Genomic DNA, 13,439 nt, shown 5'->3' with positions numbered 1-13,439 from the left:
GCCAACTCGGTTCTGATTAACAGAACGGCGGCCGCCACGCTGGGATATACGCCGGATCAGGCAATCGGTAAGTGGATACAGAATACCATTAGGGATAACTCCAGACGCAGAATTATTGGAGTAGTGGAAGACTTTAACTTTCTTTCCCTCAAAGACAAAGTGGAGCCACTTGTTATTTCTCCGAATGAGGATAACCGAGTGGCATTGATTGCGCTGAAACCGGGGAATATCAAGGAGGGGATGAATGCTATCGAAAGGGAGTACCGAAAGTTGGCACCGGATTACCCTTTGAATATAGCTTTCTTGATCAGCGTTTTGATGAGCTTTATAGGAAAGATATCCAGCAACAAACACTTATGACTATTTTTTCGGCACTCTCCATTTTTGTTGCCAGCCTTGGCCTTTATGGACTGGCGTCGTTTACGACAGCTAAACGTACGAAGGAAATTGGTATACGCAAAGTGGGGGTGGGGCAAGATGGCTTTATATGATGAGACGTTAATAAATAGGTTGAGAAGATGTGAAAATGTTCCGTATGTTGTTGTTTAAATAAATCAGAATGAGTACCTGTACGGACCAATTCTAATAGACTAATTCTAAAGATTAAGTTTGTAACTACTTTAATCGAGATACCCTTTGGGATAGGTCTTTTGACCAAATTGCTTGTCAATCAGTGCCATCAGTTCCCGACGTTCGTCTGTAAGTTCCGGAATGGGGGCAAATTCACCGCTACCCACCGGAACACCGACTAGTTCGAAAACTTTTTCCAAACCGGCGGGCATGACGGTACAAAGTAGCTTGGCCACAGTGCTGGAGGTATTCGTAAAACAATGAATAGCTCCTCCAAGTGGGATGGTTATAAAGCCTCCGGCACTAACTATGGATTTCCCCTGTTCCGTCTGAAATTCAACATCTCCTTCCAATACATAAAAGGTTTCGTGTGTATCGGGATGCGAATGGGGCGGAGGTCCGCCTCCGGGTGGGACAATCATCTCAATGACTGCATATTTATTATCCGTTTTATCTCCGGGTACAATGATGCGGTAATTGCCACCTGCTACTCCTAAGATTTGTCCCTTGTCTTTTTCGATAATCTCGATACCTGATTTCATATAGTGCTAATTTAAATGCCCATGTCTCCGTCAGCCTAAACGCTTACAGCCGGTTTTTCTGCAAGATACTTAACCTCATACTGTTCTGAAGAATTTACTTCCCGTATTCTTCTTAGGATTCTTTTTTCGTAACTTAACTTTTTAAAAAGATATAAAAAGGAACCGAAATTAGGGGTAAATGTTTTAGGGTGGATTGATTGAAAATGGACCGGCTATAAACTCGGAACCGTAATGGAAAAATTTGTAACTTCCGTGCAGTTGACATCAACATAAAGGAAGTGATATGAAAAGACAGAACCATAATCCGTTCCTTCTTGCCCTGAAAGCCCGCAACCTATCGGTTGAAATTCATCATCATGCCGCGTATCAAATCGTTTTATCGGATGATACGCCGTTTAATTCAACGATCGGCGGAATACATTATGAACAAATTCATGGTTTTTTGATAAAACCTCATGTTTCGCATTTCTGCGTTGCAGAAAAAGGAACATTGAGTGTATTAAATATTGAGGCCTACTCAAACATTGGTTTAGAACTGGCACGTAGGTTGAAGGAAGGCCAGGATTATATTGTTTTCGACTCACTAGCGGAAACAAATCTGTTCTTTCAAACACCTAAAGAAAGTTTGGACGTTAATAAAGTGGTAGATGCCTTGCTCGCGACCTTACCTAATGCCAAATATGATGAAAGGGTCATAAAAATCATAGAATACATCAAGGTTAATTATTTTGAGCAGAACATAACGCCACAGACATTTTCCGATATGGTCTTCCTTTCCCCGTCGCGTTTGGCTTCGTTATTCAAAGCACAAACCGGTAGCAGCTTATCCAAGTATTTGTTATGGACACGGTTACGCGAAGCGATTTATCTTATTCTTTCTGATAAAGCAAGAAGTCTTACGGATATTGCATATGACACCGGCTTTTATGACCTCCCACAATTTAATAAGTATATGTACGAAATGTTCGGAATGCCACCTAAAGCGCTAAAGCATAATAGCGATCTGATTGCAATTTACTGATTTTATTGCATCGCTCTTGTTCCCCGCCCTGCTCTCCTCCTTACTGATAAAAATATTGTCGCCTTGGTCAAAACAGTGATCTGATACAAGTTTGGCGATGCGCTTGTTCGCAACTTTGTGATATCATTTTTAAACAATAAAAATAATATCATGAAAGCAATAGTGTATAAAAAATTCGGAACTACAGACGTTCTGCAAACTGTCGAACAACCCAGACCTACTATTAATGCGGATCAGGTATTGGTGAAAGTGAAAGCTTTTTCTATCAATCCTATGGATTGGAAAATTAGAAAAGGAGAAATGACTTTGATGTCCGGTTCGAAATTTCCAAAGTACGCAGGTGCTGATTTTGCCGGTATTGTTGAAGAGATTGGATCTTCTGTTGTCGGCATAAAAAAAGGGGATGAAGTTTTTGGGGTGATTAAAAACATGATGAAAGAAGGTGTGTCAGTTGAATACGTTGCCGTTACCTCTTCGTTAGTCTGGAAAAAGCCTGCTGATATTGACTTTCAGCAAGCGGCTTCTATTCCCGTGGTTGGGACTGCCGCTGCTACCGCAATTGAAAAAATGGGTAACATCCATGCTCAGACAACGATTTTGGTAAACGGCGCTACCGGTGGCTTCGGCATGTTTTTACTTCAATTATTAAAACAACACAGTGCCAACGTAACAGCCGTTACCGGCACACAAGGTGTAGCGTTCGCAAAAAGCTGGGGAGCGAATTCGGTGATAGATTACACGAAGGAAGATATCTTTTCTCATAAAGCAGCTTTTGACATCGTTATTGATTTATCAGGCAAAATGGGATACAAAAAGGCCAAAGAAATAATGAAAGCTAAAGCCCTTTTTCTTAACCCTACACCAAAGGCAATTGAAATTCCGGCCTCGATTTTCAAAAACCTGTTTACGACCAAAAAGCATCTGGTAATACTCTCAAGGCCGTCCACAAAATACACGGGTGTGCTGCTAAATGCATTACGGAACGGGCTTAAGATTGAGGTCAGTAAAGTGTTTCCATTTGCCCATTATAAAGAGGCTTATCAGTACGCTGAACAAGGCGGTTATATTGGAAAGGTTGCCATAGAAATAGACTAAAAAGCGGCAATCTATAACAGATAGTGAGAAAATAACATTTTGAAATTGTAATTAATCAACAACAAATTTAAAAATAACAAAAATGAAAAAGAGCATAGTAATCCTTGGAGCTACCGGAACGGTAGGAAGCAAAATTTCAGCAATCCTGTTAAAGGAAGGACACCAGGTGGCTTTAATGGCCAGGCACACCGAGAAATTAGAACAATTTAGGCGTATGGGTGCCGAAATAATTGCAGGTGATATAACCGATGTGAATGCGCTGACGAGTGTCTTTAGGAATGCTGATAGTGCATTCGTTATTTTACCGGATAACGTAAAGGCTGAAAATACAAGAGCCTATCAGAGGCAGGTAACGGGCACGCTAGTGGAAGCCATTGAAAAATCCGGCATAAAATACATAGTAAATATGAGCAGCCTCGGCTCACACATGCACGAAGGCAACGGTATTATGGGGGGTACCGGTGAACAGGAGGTTAGGTTAAACCAATTGGATGGCGTAAATGTATTGCATCTCCGTTCTGCCTATTTTATGGAAAACTTTTTAAGAACTATAGGCTTGGTTAAAACAATGGGTTTCAACGGCACCGCAGCAGATGGCGATTACCCCATACCGATGGTGGCTACGCAGGATGTTGCAAAAGTTGCGGCAGGGCATCTAACAAGGCTCGGTTTTACCGGCAAGCTGATCCGGTCCGTGATGGGGCCTAGAGACTATACATATAAGGAGTTTACAAGCATTATTGGTAAGGCTATTGGCAAGCCAGATCTGCAATACGTGCAAATTCCGGCAGATCAAGCGAAACAAGCATTCTTAAGCAACGGTTTTTCAGAAGATTTTGCCGATAACCTAGTGGAGATGGGAACAGCTATTAAAACCGGTTTTATGAATTATCAAAAGAGGGATGATTCAGCGACGACACCTACGACAGCAGAGGATTTCGTAAGAGAGGTTTATCTGCCAATTTACAATAAGTGATAAATCTATTTGTCAAAATCCTTCACTAAGATAGCTATTTTGCACTGTAATAGTGCAAATTTCAGTAAAAAATGCACTGTGAGAGTGCAAAATAGCACGCTTATGGATTTATCCTGCCGGTTGAATGGGTTTAGGGATTTCCCGTACTTCTACCGTTCCGCCATATAACAAAACCGGGACGGATTTGGCGAGCTCCAGGGCTTGCTCTATACTTGCAGCACGTAGTACAACCTGGCTTACAACACGAAGATTGCCGGAAAGCACGCTTTCTTTTTTTACGGTTTCCCCTCCGGTACCTGATACAGTGTAGCTTTCTCCGGGAAAAGCAAAGCTGAGCACATATATGCCTGCTGCTTTCCATTGCTCAATCAAATTGTTCCATTGCACACCTGCCGATTTAACCTGCGCTTCACTATAGGTTTCGGGTACACGTACTAATAAACTGAATTGTTTCATTTCCTGGTGTTTTGCGGTTAACGTCAATGCTTGGGCTGACTGATTGAAAGTTCTGTAACTTATCAATGCCAGGCCTGCAAAGACGGCTAATAGACCTAGTTTCATATACTTTTTTTATGCAAAGATGGCGCGTTGGAAAAAGCAATCCTTGTAAAAAATCATTGATTACCAAAAAGAAGGTGATTTGAAAAAATCAGTGGGTGTTTGCCCGGTAAATAGCTTGAAATCCCGGTTGAAATGGGGTTGATCGTAATAACCGTTTTCAAAGACCAGGTCAAGAAGCGATGCCGGATTAGGTTGATGAACAATAGCGTTCATTTTTATAATCTGCGAAAATTGTTTAGGAGAAGCTCCTGTTACTTTTCTAAACCGCTTTTCGAAGGCGTCTTGGCTGATGCATAAAGCCGCAGCAAGCTCCTTTATTCGGATATTTCCCCTTGTTGAATGGATTTTATGGATCGCTTCTGTTACCAATAGATCGGGAGTACGGTTAATCAGTATGGAGATTAAAAATTCCTCCATGCAGGCGATTCTCAATTGGTTGTTGCTCATTTCGGCTAGGCGCTCTTCCACAAGTGCTAGCGTGGCGGGTGGTATATAATGGTCTAAGGGAACGGTCTGCTCAAATAAGTCGTAAAGCGGTTGTCTGAAAAAGGCGGACAGGCCCTGTTCACTGAATGAGACAATAAGGGTGCCTGAGTTTTTCTTATAATGGATAAACCGAACGGACTTTCGCAATCCTGACAAGGCGATGTTTGGTAAATCGACGGAGCGGTCGTTGTTTATATACGATATTTGGCCGCTAAGACGAAAAGCTAAAGCAAATGAGGCATTAGGTACCACTTGGTTGGTTGTATCGTACTGGCTTTCAATGATTTTATAATCTTTTATAAATGGCTTTAATTGCGCCGTAGGTATGTACGTTGTGATTTTCATTATAGTGGTAGCCTGCGTCCGTTTTCGAATTCTATGATAAATATAGTGAATAGAAGGGAATTTACTCATTTCACAAACTCCTCACCGAATTGGCGGTTGCTGCTTAATGGCTTGGAAGCCAACTGTGACAGTGCAAAAGGAGAAGCTACTTATAGCTTGCCGATATCCTTCCAACTTAATACGGTATATTTTGTGCGCTGTTGGTTCTCTTCACCGCCGTAAATTAGGGTTTTCTTCACCGGCTGTGGGCTTGCCAGTTCATCAAAATAATCCATGTTGGCGAAGAGTTTAGGTGTAACGGTCTGGGTAGCTTTTACTTCAAAAACTTCAAAACCATTGGCTTTTTTTAAGAGAAAATCAATTTCATGTTGATTACTATCTTGCCAAAAATAGGATTCCTGATGAAGATATTGATGTGCATTCTGCTTGATGAACTCCGCAATAACCATATTTTCAAAGATGTTACCTTTTAAGCGGTTCTCGAGCACTTCTTCTTGATGGCGAATACCCAATAGATGACATAATAAACCGCTGTCATAAAAATATAGCTTGGGACTTTTGATTAGCCGTTTGTTAAAATTTTCGTGATAAGGATTGAGTAAGAAGATAATATAGCTGCTTTCCAGAATAGAAAGCCAAGCTTTAGCTGTGGGTTGGCTAATGTCGCAAGCGTTAGCCAATGCGCTGATATTAAGTAATTGGCCGGCGCGGCTGGCGCAAAGACCAAGAAAAGTGCGGAAGGTTTTTAAATCACGAATATTGATTAAGGTAGTTACATCCTTTTCAATATAGGTTTGGATGTAATTTGCATAAAATATATTCGGGTCGATTTCACGATCGAATATTGCCGGGTAAAAGCCCTTGAAACAGGCATCGGTATAGGTCTTGGACAATAACCGTGCGTTTTCCATTTCCTGTATATCAAAAGGTAATAATTTGAACAGCGCTACCCTTCCGGATAGGGTTTGCGTAATACTGTTCAGCAGGTGAAAATTTTGGGAGCCTGATAGGATAAATTGCCCCATTTTACCGGTTTCATCCACCTTTGATTGGATGTAAGAAAAAAGTTCAGGTGTTCGTTGTGCTTCATCTAAAATAACTTTCCCGTCATATTGTTGCAAAAAGCCGTTGGGATCTTCATTTGCAAAAGAACGGATGTCAGGATTTTCTAACGTTATATATTTATAATCTTTGAATAGATGCTTCAATAAAGTTGTTTTTCCTGATTGCCTAGGACCGGTAATTGCTAATACCGGGAACTTTTCCTTTTGGGCCATCAGGATACTTGAAACAGAGCGGTTTATGAATTTTTCCATCTTCTTATTTTTTCAAAAATACGTAGTAATTTTGAAAATACATAAGATTAATTTTGAATTTACATGAACTAAACTTTGAAATTACATAGAATAAATTTTGAATTTGCATAGAAATCAACTATTGTAGTTCTTGCAAAAGTGAAATGTGAAAAATATACTTGCATATAAATCGTCTACTCATTTCGTAAGCTCCTCACCGGATTGGCGGTTGCTGCTTTAATTGCTTGGAAACCAACTGTGAAAAGCGTGATAATGAGTGCCAGTACGGCAGCGGCGATAAACACGAGCCAGCTGATCTCTACCCGATAGTCATAATTGCTAAGCCATTGGCCAAGATAATACCAAGCCACGGGCACCGCGATGATGCAGGAAATGGTAACCAACAGTACAAACTCTTTTGAAAGCAGACGCAGTAAATTTGCGACGCTGGCACCTAATACTTTTCGGATGCCGATCTCTTTGGTCCGTTGCTCTGCCACAAAGCTGGCCATGCCGAACAGTCCGAGGCAGGAAATGAAGATGGCAAGTACAGCGAAATAAGAAGATAACTTGCCGATGCGTTCTTCTGTTTTGAACTTGTCGCCAAAAGCTTCATCGACAAATGAATACTCAAAGGGAACATCATCCACGTATTTCTTCCAAATATTTTCAATGGTGCTGATGGATTGGCTGGGGTTCTGTTTTGGATTTAACCTTAAGACAATGTTTACCATTGCGTCGTACGTGTCGAGGTGATAAAAGGTTGGCCGCACGGGGAAGAAAGGCGATTCTTGCAAGATGTCGTCAACTACGCCTATAACGGTAAAGCGGTCGTCACCTTGCCGAATCGTTTTTCCTACGGGATCTTTAAGGCCCATAAATCGGGCGGCCGATTCGTTGATGATAAAGGCAGATGAATCGGTAGCCATATCTCGTGAAAAATCCCTCCCCGCTTTTATCTTCCATTGTATGGTTTTGCCAAAGTCGTATGATACGGAGTTATTCGGGAAGTCGGTAGCTAGATCGGGGTCTTTGCCTTCCCACTCAAAGCCGCCATTGCTGTTCCATACACCCGTAACAGGAACGGCTCCGGCCATCTCCTCAATGGCACCGGAATTCTTTAATTCGGTCCGGAATGCCTCGAAATGTTTCCGCAGCTCGTTTTGGAAGGACAAGTTTACTAAGCCGTTTTTGGTGTAACCAACGGGCCGGGCTTTGGCGTGCTGAATTTGTTGGTAGACGATAATGGTGCCAATAATGAGCATGACGGATACCGTGAATTGGATAACGACCAACACCCTGCGGGGAACCGATGCAAAACGGCCGACTTTGAAGGTTCCTTTCAACACTTTCAGCGGTTGGAAGGAGGATAGGTAGAAAGCCGGATAGCTGCCGGCCAGTAGGCCGGTAATAAAAACAAAAACCAAGCTTGCCGTCCAGAATATGGGATTGAGCCAGGGGAGGCCGATTTTCTTGCCCGCGACTTCATTGAAGGCCGGTAAAAATAACACGACCAACAGTAGCGATAAAACAAAAGCAATCAGCACGGTGATATACGACTCGGCGAAGAACCTTCCAATGAGCTGCCAACGATGGGAACCAACAGTTTTGCGGATGCCGACTTCCTTCGCCTGTTTTTCGCTCCGCGCAGTGGCGAGGTTCATAAAATTAATGCAGGCTAATATCAATACAAAGCCGCCAATAAGGCCAAACAGTCGTACATAACGGATACCTCCACCGGTGTTTACCCCGTTACGGAACTCATTATATAAATTCCATTTGGACATAGGCTGCAGGAAAACTACCCACTCGGCTTTTTGATCCTCGTCCCTTACATTATCCATTTTCACGTTTTTGATTTTCGAAGAGATGCTTTCCATATCTCCTTTCTCGGTAATCTGCACGAAAGTTTGACTGAAGTTGCTGCTCCAGGGCTGTTCCATTTGGCTGGCCCAGGGGTTTTGGATCAGCCATAAAGACCAGGGTAGGATAACTTTCACATTGGCAAAGGAGCTGTTGCTGGGGAGATCGTCGTATACGCCGGTTACTTTTACTTGTTGGCTGCGATCTAAGGTTATGGTTTTGCCCATGGGATCTTCATCGCCAAATAGGGCTTCTGCAGCCGAGGCTGAGAGCAGAATGGAATGCGGATCGTGCAGGCCCGCCCGGCTTCCTTTCAGCATGTGGAGGCTCAGCATGTCGGGGGCATCTTTTTCAAAGTAGATACCTTCTTGGTTGATACGTTTATCACCGATGGAGAGCAGCGGATTGAAATTCCAGGACGCCTGTACTACATATTTAAAATCGCTTCCGTATTTAGCCCGTAATTCCGGGCCCATCAAAGCAGGATTGGCAGTTTGGGTACCTATTTTGCCGTTAAAGTTGGCGTGCTGCATCACCTGCGCGATGCGATCATAATTCTTATGATAGGTATTGAATGTCAGTTCATCATATACCCATAACCCAATCAACATCACGACGGCCATACCCACTGCGAGGCCACCGATGTTAATGGCGCTGTATCCTTTGCTTTTTGCTAAGTTGCGCCAAGCGGTTTTGAGATAATTTTTGATCATCGCGTTTATATTTTGAAACAGAGTATTGGTTTTTTGCCAGTATGCTGCTCAAAATACATCAGCAACTACGCCAAAAGTATAACTTATTGATTATGTTGTTGTTAATTGAAAGTATGCTTGAGTAAGTGTTCGATTTTGAACAGGTGCTGTTCGTATCCGGACGAATCGCTAATGTTGTTAGGTTAGTTGAAAGTATTTGATGAAAATAACGATTATTTTGAGCCCAATACGGATAGAAGCCTATAGGAGGGCGGATAGTGGCGGATTTTTTGTTTCGGTATAAAGATTAAAAGGATTTTTTATACTTTTAAAACAAACAAAATTATGAAAAAGGCCATTTATATGTTCGCCGCATGGGTGATGCTAAGTAGTATGCAGATGCAAGCACAAGAGCGAACGAGCAAAATTCCAAAACTAATCTTCGATACGGATATGGGGCCGGATTACGATGATGTGGGCGCTATTGCAATCTTACATCATTTGGCGGCGAAGGGCGAGTGCGAAATATTGGCGACCGTTGCCAGTGATAGCCATGCATCGATAGCACCGACTATTGAATTGTTTAATCGGTATTTTAAAAGGCCGGATATCCCGGTTGGGATGGCCGCTGCAGATGCACCGGCAATTGAAGCGGGTAATCACTGGAACGATTCGCTGATCAAGCGCTTTGATCCTTCTTTGCAAGGAAAGCGTTATCCTTCGGCTATTGAAGTATACAGGAAAGTATTGGCCGGTCAGCAGGATCATAGTGTAACGATTGTTACCGTCGGCTTTCTGTCGAACCTGAAAGCGCTGTTGCAATCGAAACCTGATCAGTTTTCGCCACTTAACGGCGTGGAGCTGGTAAAACAAAAGGTAAAAAAGCTGGTTGCCATGGCCGGTAGCTTCCCACAAGGTGCTGAGTTTAATGTAATGAAAGATGCATCAGCTTCTTATGAGGCTTTTAGGCACTGGCCAAGTCCGATATTGTTCAGCGGCTTTGAAATCGGTAAAGAGCTCTTTACCGGCGGTCGTGTAGCACAGGAAAACACCGAGGAGAATCCGGTGGCCTGGGCCTATGCTTATAATCTCCGGACCTACACCAAGGAAGGCGAAAAAAGCAGACCCTCCTGGGATCAAACAGCGGTGTTGTGTGCGATACGGAATCCGGAAGACTACTTCTATGTAAATGGTCCGGGGCAGTTTGTAGTTGACGAAAAAGGTAATAATGTTTGGAACCCCAACGGAAAGGCCGAGCATTATTTCCTTTCGCATAAATATCCCTATAATGAAATGGCGAAAAAGATTGAAGATTTGATGATGCCGTAGCTAATAAGGCGCGTAGATACCGGTAACCACAGATAACAGTTTACCTTCTTCAAAATAGAGATGAACACGCTTTTGTTTGCCATCGGCTTCGCTATGGGCAAAATACCATTGGGGTGATCGAGCCATAGCCGGGTCAAAATCTTTGTTGGTATTTTTGGAGAATAGGGAAATGCGCTGGAATTTACGCGCGTACTGGTTGATACTGCTAAGTGCTAATAATTGCGGATAGACGCGGCTAACTTCCATACCCACGTTAACACGCATGGGCGAAAAATTGTTGTTGGGCCAGCTGTTAAGCTGCTTGCCATCATTAGTATAAATGGACTTGATGCGGTCGTCTTCAAAATAAAGCTGAACGCCGGTGCCGGTGCCCTTTTCTTCATCAAAGAGTAAGGCATTGTATAAGCCGATTTTTCCGGCTATGTCTTCCATTTTATGATAGATGTTGGATACTACTTGCACGTTGGGGGTATGGCTTTGCAAGCGTTGCTGTACGACCTGATAGGCCTCGGTAGCATTGGCGCCAATGGTAAAGCCTTCTACGAGGCCGCTGCTAATGCTGTCTTTAGCGATTTCTCTCCATTGTTGGGGCTCTACAATGATGGGGTTTTCAGTTTCTTCTTTCTCGCAACCGATAACGAATAAGATACCGAGAAACAGGGCGCAGGCTAGGTGTATTTTTTTCATGACCTTGATTTAGGGGTTTATAAAGAAAACGGGAAGAAGATGGAAAGCGCTACAAGTAAGCCGGCGCGAATTGACCTAGGATATCAAACGGAAAGTAATTGAATACTTTCCGGAAGCGTAGGTAGATGGAGTAAAAAGGGTTTATGAAGACTACAACCTTGCCATGGCACTTATTTCAATGTGTGCGTTTCTGGCAAGTTCTTGTACGGCTATACAAGTCCGCACCGGGTAGGGTGCTTTGAAATGAGCAGTATATAGCCGATTGAAGGTGTTGAAGTGAGTCATGCTGCTCAAATAAACCGTTACGCTGAAAATCTTTTCTTTACTGCTGTTGGCCGTGCTTAGCACCTGATCTAAATTGCCAAATAGCTGGAGCACTTCTTGTTCGAATGTTGGCGGGATGCGGCCTGCCGCGTCTAAGCCTAATAGGCCGGATGTATAGACGACTCCTTGCTGCACCACGTAATCGCTATAGGGCTTTAGCACTTCGTCTGTTTTTGTTTGTGCACTTAGTTGCAAGCATATGACGCTGTAACATAGCGCTAAACAGGTTGTTAAGATGTTAGTTTTCATGGAGATAAATCATTTTATTGTTTTTTACAAACCGTACTCGCTTATCAGGAAGGCCATCACGGTCATGGCCACCGCTCCTAAGGTCACTTCCCTGTAATTGAGCTTATCAAGGGTGTCTAATTCGCTATGGTGAATGTCAAACAGCCGATGCGATTCACAATCTAAACTCAGTAATACCCTGGATAAATCTTTCATGGCGACAATGTCTACGCCTCTATGCTTCGGAAGGATACGTCCCATGCCATATTGGGATAAAAGCGAACTATAAGCCGTGATCTGATCCACGGCTTGTGGGTCGCCATCAATACGAAATCCAACCGGTTGAAAGCCGCCGGCGTCAGACTCGATGGATGCAAGGTGTTTCTCCTCATTTTCTCTTGCCGCAGACGCATATTTACTGCCGCCATGGGCACCGGATTCCTCGTTCATATAGAAGATAAAGCGAATGCTTCGTTTGGGTTTGGACGCTAAGGTTTTAAATAAGCGCAGCGCCTCGATGGTCTGTACAATACCCGTGGCATCGTCGCTGGCACCTTCGCCTACATCCCACGAATCAATATGTGCACCGATGGTGATGAATTCATCCGGGAATTCGGCCCCGGTTATTTCGGCAATGACATTGTTCGAAACAATCTCGGGCAAGGTGCTGCAGTGCATCTCTAAAGAGAATCGGAGCGCGGGACGGTCTTTAAGCTTTTGGCTCAGTAGGTCGGCGCTGCGTGTGCCGAGTGCGGCAGCCGGGATTTTGCTGATTCCATTCGCATACTGCATGGCGCCGGTATGTGGATAATCATCCTTGGCAAGTGTTAGTGAACGCACTAAGGCGCCTACAGCCCCTTTTTTGGCAGCTTCAATGGCGCCTATGGAGCGCTGATCAACAGCTTCTAGGTAGGCTTCAAATGGATCTATTTTAGTGGGATCCATAGCGCGGTTGTAGAAAACAAATTTGCCTTTTACTTTATCGGCCGGTAAGGCCGACAATTCCGCCCATGATTTTACCTCCACAACTTCGGCACGCAAGGTGCCCTTGGTGGCCACCGATCCACCAAGGGCGAGTACCTGCATTTGTTGCAAGCTATGACCGGCCGTTTGGATGAAAGCCTTCTCTTTTGGGCCTCTTTTCCATACCGGAATGTTAACGGCTTGTAAATAGACGCTGTCGGGCCTTAATGCTTCCAGCTGCATCTTGATCCAGTGCACGGCTGCTTCTGCCTGTGGTGAGCCGGAAATCCGGTGGCCGATCTGTTTGGTTAAATCGTGCAGATGGGCCGGTATAGGCGCATTTGTTAGCGACTCATTGAAAAAATGTGCAATCGTTGCTTTTTTGTCTTCGTGCGTCGTTTGGGCTGAAAGATTCCTGAAAAGAAGAAAAACAGCGGCAACGCAAATCCAATACTTCATGTG

The 13,439-nt window shown here is 43.6% G+C and carries 13 protein-coding genes and 1 pseudogene; 6 read left to right on the top strand and 8 right to left on the bottom strand.

Going from position 1 to position 13,439, the window contains the following annotated elements; genetic code table 11:
* Both QT327_RS27935 and QT327_RS27930 read left to right on the top strand, forming a co-directional pair.
* Positions 1 to 360, top strand: a pseudogene (locus QT327_RS27935) (hypothetical protein); the annotation flags it as partial.
* A complete protein-coding gene (locus tag QT327_RS27930) occupies positions 357 to 491 on the top strand; it encodes a hypothetical protein (protein ID WP_289554396.1) in 135 nt (44 codons plus the stop codon). The pseudogene QT327_RS27935 and the gene QT327_RS27930, both read left to right, overlap by 4 nt.
* A gap of 129 nt (positions 492 to 620) precedes the next feature.
* Here QT327_RS27930 and QT327_RS27925 read toward each other — a convergent pair whose 3' ends face one another.
* Positions 621 to 1,112: a cupin domain-containing protein gene (locus QT327_RS27925; protein ID WP_149105009.1), complete on the bottom strand. Its 492-nt coding sequence runs from the start codon at positions 1,110 to 1,112 to the stop codon at positions 621 to 623.
* Positions 1,113 to 1,395: 283 nt separating this feature from the next.
* On the opposite strand from QT327_RS27925, the gene QT327_RS27920 reads away from it, so the two are divergent.
* From QT327_RS27920 to QT327_RS27910, 3 genes are all read left to right on the top strand, one after another.
* Entirely contained in the window at positions 1,396 to 2,133 is a 738-nt protein-coding gene (locus tag QT327_RS27920; protein ID WP_289554395.1) for an AraC family transcriptional regulator, read from the top strand.
* A gap of 150 nt (positions 2,134 to 2,283) precedes the next feature.
* Positions 2,284 to 3,228: an NADP-dependent oxidoreductase gene (locus QT327_RS27915; protein WP_289554394.1), complete on the top strand. Its 945-nt coding sequence runs from the start codon at positions 2,284 to 2,286 to the stop codon at positions 3,226 to 3,228.
* Between the two features lie 82 nt (positions 3,229 to 3,310).
* Entirely contained in the window at positions 3,311 to 4,204 is an 894-nt protein-coding gene (locus tag QT327_RS27910) for an NmrA family NAD(P)-binding protein (protein WP_289554393.1), read from the top strand.
* Between the two features lie 108 nt (positions 4,205 to 4,312).
* Here QT327_RS27910 and QT327_RS27905 read toward each other — a convergent pair whose 3' ends face one another.
* The 4 genes from QT327_RS27905 to QT327_RS27890 all read right to left on the bottom strand — a co-directional run bounded on the left by QT327_RS27905 (position 4,313) and on the right by QT327_RS27890 (position 9,467).
* A complete protein-coding gene (locus tag QT327_RS27905; RefSeq protein ID WP_130855035.1) occupies positions 4,313 to 4,765 on the bottom strand; it encodes a YciI family protein in 453 nt (150 codons plus the stop codon).
* A 60-nt stretch (positions 4,766 to 4,825) separates the two neighbouring features.
* Positions 4,826 to 5,596, bottom strand: coding sequence for a helix-turn-helix domain-containing protein (locus QT327_RS27900; RefSeq protein WP_134090869.1), 771 nt, complete (start codon positions 5,594 to 5,596; stop codon positions 4,826 to 4,828).
* Between the two features lie 149 nt (positions 5,597 to 5,745).
* Positions 5,746 to 6,912: an ATP-binding protein gene (locus QT327_RS27895; protein ID WP_289554392.1), complete on the bottom strand. Its 1,167-nt coding sequence runs from the start codon at positions 6,910 to 6,912 to the stop codon at positions 5,746 to 5,748.
* A 173-nt stretch (positions 6,913 to 7,085) separates the two neighbouring features.
* A complete protein-coding gene (locus tag QT327_RS27890) occupies positions 7,086 to 9,467 on the bottom strand; it encodes an ABC transporter permease (protein ID WP_289554391.1) in 2,382 nt (793 codons plus the stop codon).
* Positions 9,468 to 9,791: 324 nt separating this feature from the next.
* Between QT327_RS27890 and QT327_RS27885 the strand changes: the two genes are divergently transcribed.
* Positions 9,792 to 10,775, top strand: coding sequence for a nucleoside hydrolase (locus QT327_RS27885; protein WP_289554390.1), 984 nt, complete (start codon positions 9,792 to 9,794; stop codon positions 10,773 to 10,775).
* Here the strand turns inward: QT327_RS27885 and QT327_RS27880 are convergent, their stop codons facing one another.
* The 3 genes from QT327_RS27880 to QT327_RS27870 all read right to left on the bottom strand — a co-directional run bounded on the left by QT327_RS27880 (position 10,776) and on the right by QT327_RS27870 (position 13,436).
* Positions 10,776 to 11,462, bottom strand: a complete 687-nt coding sequence (locus QT327_RS27880) for a hypothetical protein (RefSeq protein ID WP_130855048.1) — start codon at positions 11,460 to 11,462, stop codon at positions 10,776 to 10,778.
* 150 nt (positions 11,463 to 11,612) lie between these two features.
* Positions 11,613 to 12,035: a RidA family protein gene (locus QT327_RS27875; RefSeq protein WP_289554389.1), complete on the bottom strand. Its 423-nt coding sequence runs from the start codon at positions 12,033 to 12,035 to the stop codon at positions 11,613 to 11,615.
* Between the two features lie 24 nt (positions 12,036 to 12,059).
* Complete coding sequence (locus tag QT327_RS27870) at positions 12,060 to 13,436, bottom strand: M20/M25/M40 family metallo-hydrolase (protein ID WP_289554388.1); 1,377 nt, start codon at positions 13,434 to 13,436, stop codon at positions 12,060 to 12,062.
* Between the last annotated feature and the right edge of the window lie 3 nt (positions 13,437 to 13,439).

The sequence above is a fragment of the Olivibacter sp. 47 genome, from assembly GCF_030372825.1.
Lineage (GTDB): Bacteria > Bacteroidota > Bacteroidia > Sphingobacteriales > Sphingobacteriaceae > Olivibacter > Olivibacter oleidegradans.
Note: the sequence above shows the minus strand (reverse complement) of the source record. Positions and strands in the feature narration are given on the sequence as shown.

Excerpts from the sequence above, each read along its gene's own strand:
- QT327_RS27930 (WP_289554396.1), top strand. The coding sequence starts at position 357 with ATGACTATTTTTTCGGCACTCTCCATTTTTGTTGCCAGCCTTGGCCTT.
- QT327_RS27890 (WP_289554391.1), bottom strand. The coding sequence starts at position 9,467 with ATGATCAAAAATTATCTCAAAACCGCTTGGCGCAACTTAGCAAAAAGC.
- QT327_RS27915 (WP_289554394.1), top strand. The coding sequence starts at position 2,284 with ATGAAAGCAATAGTGTATAAAAAATTCGGAACTACAGACGTTCTGCAA.
- QT327_RS27895 (WP_289554392.1), bottom strand. The coding sequence starts at position 6,912 with ATGGAAAAATTCATAAACCGCTCTGTTTCAAGTATCCTGATGGCCCAA.
- QT327_RS27925 (WP_149105009.1), bottom strand. The coding sequence starts at position 1,112 with ATGAAATCAGGTATCGAGATTATCGAAAAAGACAAGGGACAAATCTTA.
- QT327_RS27920 (WP_289554395.1), top strand. The coding sequence starts at position 1,396 with ATGAAAAGACAGAACCATAATCCGTTCCTTCTTGCCCTGAAAGCCCGC.
- QT327_RS27870 (WP_289554388.1), bottom strand. The coding sequence starts at position 13,436 with ATGAAGTATTGGATTTGCGTTGCCGCTGTTTTTCTTCTTTTCAGGAAT.
- QT327_RS27910 (WP_289554393.1), top strand. The coding sequence starts at position 3,311 with ATGAAAAAGAGCATAGTAATCCTTGGAGCTACCGGAACGGTAGGAAGC.
- QT327_RS27880 (WP_130855048.1), bottom strand. The coding sequence starts at position 11,462 with ATGAAAAAAATACACCTAGCCTGCGCCCTGTTTCTCGGTATCTTATTC.
- QT327_RS27900 (WP_134090869.1), bottom strand. The coding sequence starts at position 5,596 with ATGAAAATCACAACGTACATACCTACGGCGCAATTAAAGCCATTTATA.
- QT327_RS27905 (WP_130855035.1), bottom strand. The coding sequence starts at position 4,765 with ATGAAACTAGGTCTATTAGCCGTCTTTGCAGGCCTGGCATTGATAAGT.
- QT327_RS27885 (WP_289554390.1), top strand. The coding sequence starts at position 9,792 with ATGAAAAAGGCCATTTATATGTTCGCCGCATGGGTGATGCTAAGTAGT.
- QT327_RS27875 (WP_289554389.1), bottom strand. The coding sequence starts at position 12,035 with ATGAAAACTAACATCTTAACAACCTGTTTAGCGCTATGTTACAGCGTC.